General features: G+C 48.0%; 5 protein-coding genes. 4 read left to right on the forward strand and 1 reads right to left on the reverse strand.

What is annotated here, in order from left to right; translation table 11 throughout:
• The first annotated feature begins 417 nt into the window (after nucleotides 1–417).
• The 3 genes from DW657_RS16815 to DW657_RS16820 are packed head-to-tail and all read left to right on the forward strand — an operon-like array spanning nucleotide 418 to nucleotide 1,691.
• Nucleotides 418–1,080, forward strand: coding sequence for a DNA-binding protein (locus DW657_RS16815; protein ID WP_158577419.1), 663 nt, complete (start codon nucleotides 418–420; stop codon nucleotides 1,078–1,080).
• A gap of 27 nt (nucleotides 1,081–1,107) precedes the next feature.
• Complete coding sequence (locus tag DW657_RS18030) at nucleotides 1,108–1,212, forward strand: smalltalk protein (protein WP_153095822.1); 105 nt, start codon at nucleotides 1,108–1,110, stop codon at nucleotides 1,210–1,212.
• Between the two features lie 53 nt (nucleotides 1,213–1,265).
• A complete protein-coding gene (locus tag DW657_RS16820) occupies nucleotides 1,266–1,691 on the forward strand; it encodes an N-acetylmuramoyl-L-alanine amidase (RefSeq protein WP_118313504.1) in 426 nt (141 codons plus the stop codon).
• 101 nt (nucleotides 1,692–1,792) lie between these two features.
• Here DW657_RS16820 and DW657_RS16825 read toward each other — a convergent pair whose 3' ends face one another.
• Nucleotides 1,793–2,239, reverse strand: coding sequence for a PepSY-like domain-containing protein (locus DW657_RS16825; protein WP_118313505.1), 447 nt, complete (start codon nucleotides 2,237–2,239; stop codon nucleotides 1,793–1,795).
• A gap of 312 nt (nucleotides 2,240–2,551) precedes the next feature.
• On the opposite strand from DW657_RS16825, the gene DW657_RS16830 reads away from it, so the two are divergent.
• A partial coding sequence (locus tag DW657_RS16830; protein WP_118313506.1) for a hypothetical protein occupies nucleotides 2,552–3,513 on the forward strand: 962 nt, incomplete at its 3' end.

A 3,513-nucleotide genomic window follows, 5' to 3' on the forward strand; every position in this document is an offset into this window, starting at 1 on the left:
TGTTTCTCGCCGAGATGGTAGCATAAAAACCACCCACTCCCCGAGAGTGTAGCAACGCCAGGAAAGATGGTTTCAGATATTGGCATATAGGGTGCTTGCAGGAGGCATATCGGGCATCAGCCTACACCCTATATGGCATCAGCCTACGCCATATACGGCATGAGCTTGCATCATATATGACGCAGGCAAGTATCATATATGACGTAAGCAATCATCATATATGACGTAAGCGATCATCATATATGACACAGACGAAAGAGTACCATCTTGAACCAAAGTGAACCAAAAAGGACGAAAGTGAACCATCTTGGACCAAAGTGTGCAAATCGCCCCTGCCGGATGTCGTATCTTTGCAAATGTAATCGGGAAGAGTCCGATACACAACAAGAGTTATTCATCTTTTAAAATTTTAGTAGTATGTCAGTAAGTTTTAGTTTAGCCAAGCATTTGGCAAAGCCGGGTGACAAGACATCAGACAGCAAGTATTATGCTTGCACACAGATCAACGATTCCATCTCGCTCAAGATGTTTGCGGGATTGATCGAGAAGCAGACCACCGTATCCCGTGCAGACTGCACCGCAGTATTGGTGAGCGCAGTAGATAACCTCGTAACAGAGCTTCAGCGTGGCAACCAGGTGGAGTTTGGCGAGCTGGGCAAGTTCCGACTCCAGCTTACAAGTACAGGAGTAGATAATCCTGCCGACTTCCGCAGCGACGTCAACATCACCGGAGCAAACATCCAGTATATCCCTGGAGAGGGAGTGAAGAACAAGTTCACTGACCTGGATTACAAGCAGGTGGCATCCAGAGCTCTGCAGATTGCAGCCATGAAGGCAGAGAAGGCGGGCGCCAAGACGCTCAACATCGAGGAGGCAAAGAAGTACAAGAAGGACGAGGCGGCTGGCGACGGCACAGACGAGACCGGCAAGCCAGGCAGCACCACCGGAGGCGGCACATCGCAGGGCACCGGAAGCACTGGTGAGAACAGTGGCGGCACATCGCAGGGCACTGGCAGCACTGGTGAGGATACCGGCAACCCCGGCGAGGATTCCGGCAACGGCGACAATGTAAATTTATAAAATATTAATTATTAACAGATTAGGTATATGAGTATCAAGAACAAGCAGACATGGAATGAGGTCATCAAGTTTGTGGTGACGGTATTAACAGCCCTTTTGGGGGCTATGGGAGTTTCTTCCTGCTCTTTTTAGGGCATACCGTCTCCTGGGTTTAACAATGGATTATCAGGTTTAATTAATAGACTATGAGAAAGATTGATATGATTGTGGTGCATTGCAGCGGTAGCCGCTGCAATCACCCTTACACAGTAGAGCAGCTGCGCCACGACCATGTGGAGGTGAACGGCTGGTTTGATATCGGCTATCATTATTATATTACGCGCGAGGGCAAGGTACATGAGTGCCGTCCGGTAGAGCGGATGGGTGCGCATGCCCGTGGAGCCAACGCCAACTCCATCGGCATCTGCTATGAGGGCGGACTGGATGCCAATGGCTGCATAGCCGACACCCGAACGGCAGCCCAGAAGGATGCGATGTTCTGGCTGATCATCAACCTCCACCGCCGTTTTCCTGACATCAAGGTGATACTGGGTCATCGTGACCTGCCGGGCGTGCAGAAGGCATGTCCCTGCTTCGATGCCACCAAGCTGCAGCCGCTGCTGGAGGTATAGGAATGGGAACAGAAAGAATCATCCCCCAACCTGCAAACTGCGGGCTGGGGGATTTCGTTACTACAGCAACATTAACCTATCCTATACTCTAATCTGTCGGATTATCTGTCAATCTCCGCACGGATGAAGGTACCGTTCTGACTGTAATATAGGTCGAAGCCCGGAATATCCACTTCGTATCCCCCTATCTCCTTCTCTATCTTGTAAGGCTGGGCTGACGGATAACGCTTCTCGATATCCAGCAGAATCACAGTAGGAACAATACCCTTGGGCAGAACAGAGAACTTGCAGTCCACGCTCTTCCAATCTCCCTTGTCGCTGAAATCTATTTTGGTTCCGTCGCTCAACAGCACCTCATATTCCCACTTTCCGTGGTCCTTCTCCTTCTCTACACGGGAGTAGGTGGCAGTAGGGAAATACTGCTTTACAAACTGCTGTGCCTGTACTGGCAACTCAGTATAACCAATCACCTTTTCATCACTGTGGCAAGCTACTGCCACCAATGCAAAAACAAGCGACAAAACAGTCGCTAAAAATGTTCTTTTCATGTTGTCTTGAATTTAAAAAATTGAGTAACTACTATAATTATATGATTATTTTATTATCATTTACATCTCCTTTTCAAGGAACAAAACGGTATTCGCCTATACCATTCATTTGACGCTACAAATATAGTGAAAAATTTCCAAACTACAAAATATCCAACGCATTATTAACAGTGTTTTAACTCTTTTTTAGTATATATCAGCAGAAGGTAATACCAGACGAAATAACTCACTAAAAATTTGGATATTACGAATATTTTCCGTATCTTTGCAAACCATAATAACAGTATAGAATTCAACAGTAAAAAACCCAAAATGATGAAAAAGAAAAAACATCTGAAAGTTCCGGCTCTGGCTGCCGGAACCACGCTCGTGGCAGCGATGACCCTGATGGCATCCTGCTCTACGGATTATGAAGACCAGATTGTGTACAACGACATCCAGCAGCCCTTCCAGCAGGATTTTCTGAAAGATACATTATCTTTTGACAAACTGCCGGCTGAAGCTACCCGACACATCCTGAATCTATCAGACCCTTCAACAGAGATCGTCGGCAAGGCAGACTACACCTTCCAGACCAACAACCTGATCAGCGTGAAGAAATCAGCAGTGGGCGATTCGCTCATCATCACCAGCTGGAGTGCGAAACCAGTCTCCAACGTCACCCTCGAGATGCATATTCCGGAGGCTGACGAGTATATCCCCGTGGCATTTTTCGAAACCGTTCCTGCCTTCTCCCGCTTCTCGTTCAAGCCATCCTTTATTGGCAGAAGAAACGTATGGAAGAAGAAAAGCGGAAATTTCGTGAGCTTCCTTTGTCCATATCTCGATATGAACCAGATGAAGGCACGACTCACCAGCGATGATGAACACTTCAAGATGCTCCAGAAGATTGATGCCCAGTGGAACTGCAGCTTCTCCAACTTCGGATGGACTCCTACCGTAGGCGAATCATACAACTTCCGCGAGATGAGACCTATCTATGCCCGCGAATGGGTAGTCATCACCACCAACTACGCCTATATGATGACCACACCAGAATACAAGTATGTGATGGCAAACTTCAAGAAGGTGATGGGAGGCGACCTCTACGACAACGAAAAGGTGCCATTCACTGCCGAAAAGTACCAGAGCGAGGTGGAGAGATTCAAGGCTAAGAAGAACTTCGTGCTCGGACAGACCTCACCTGCCTATGGCGGACTGGGCGGCGGTGCCACCTGGGGCATTACCGACTGGAACTTCTACGGCCATTATGCATCCTTCAGCGGATGGGAGTC

This window comes from Prevotella sp. AM23-5 (genome assembly GCF_003473645.1).
GTDB classification, from domain to species: Bacteria; Bacteroidota; Bacteroidia; order Bacteroidales; family Bacteroidaceae; genus Prevotella; species Prevotella copri_A.